Annotated in this window: 2 protein-coding genes; both read right to left on the bottom strand. The window is 44.7% G+C overall.

Annotation, left to right across the window (positions count from 1 at the left end):
• Window positions 1-290 (bottom strand): hypothetical protein (locus HC733_RS22320; protein WP_190367169.1); only part of this gene is annotated, 290 nt, incomplete at its 3' end.
• 3 nt (window positions 291-293) lie between these two features.
• The coding region (locus HC733_RS22325; RefSeq protein WP_238937672.1) for an ExeA family protein at window positions 294-1,172 on the bottom strand (879 nt) is incomplete at its 5' end.

The following is a 1,172-nucleotide window of genomic DNA, read 5'->3' on the forward strand; positions in this document are numbered from 1 at the left end:
TTATGAAATTTATCGCCCTGACACTTAGGGCAAACCGTTACGCCTTCGCCAACCCAGCCACAGCCATTTGTTAAACAGCGCAAACCTGTTGGTTCTGCGATCACTACGATTTCACGCTGGCCAAACACGTTATCCCAACCAGTTACCTGTGCATTTACTGCTTTTGCTAGCAATGTTTGCATTGCGCCATCATCGGCCAATAACGTTTTAGCGTGTTCTTGAGAAACCGTAACCGTTTTACTTACTCGTACTTGGGCCATGCCCGTCAGTTGTATTTGAACTTGCTGCATGGCTTATACCCTCTGTACTAGTTTTTCGGTGATCTGCTTTTCGCCAATTTGAGCGGCTAGGTTCATCGCTTTGGCCAGCCAAGTATTTATACTTAGCGGATAAGATCGGTCTAGCTCTACATCATCAAGTGCAATACCATGCTTTATCCGGGCATAGCACTTGCCTTTAATTGCACTCATTGCGTCTTCTGTAAAGATGCGATCAGCATTGATACCGACACGGCTAAACTTATGCCTTATATAAGCAGGAACTTGCATACCCAACGGCTGCATCCTTATTTGGTTACAGCGCCAAGTAAACTCCCGCACATGTTGACCGCTAAGCTTTTTTTGCAGCTCATTTTGGCCGATTAATACAATCCCCATTACTCGGCGGAACCCGTGAGTTAGCTCCCAAATTCGCTTAAGCAACTTAATAACATCTGAGTTTAAATCGTGTGCTTCATCAATGACCATCAGGTGCAAATGGCCGTTATTCGCACTTTCAATCAATGCTTCTTCAATGGCTGCATCTCGTTCTTCTGCACTGGGGCGGTGTTTAATTTGTAGAGCTCTACAAATCGCTGTTGATATAGACTCAGCCGTGATCTTGCGGCGGTCTAATCTGGCGGGTTGAATTAAAATAACGTCAGGGTGATCTTGTTGAATTTGATGAATAAACGCACGGCGTATAATCGTTTTGCCACTGCCACATTCACCAAACAACGCTATCATGCTGCCTGCATTGGCGGCACTGAGCATGTCTTCTAAAATAATGCGGTGCGACTCAATTAAAAATACATCGTCTTCACACGCAATTTCATTTTCAAATGGGTCGCGGCGTAACTTAAAAAACTTCTTTGCATTGGCGGTTAACATTTCAGGCTCCGGGTCTTCATAATC

The sequence above is a fragment of the Pseudoalteromonas sp. S16_S37 genome, assembly GCF_014694405.1.
Lineage (GTDB): Bacteria > Pseudomonadota > Gammaproteobacteria > Enterobacterales > Alteromonadaceae > Pseudoalteromonas.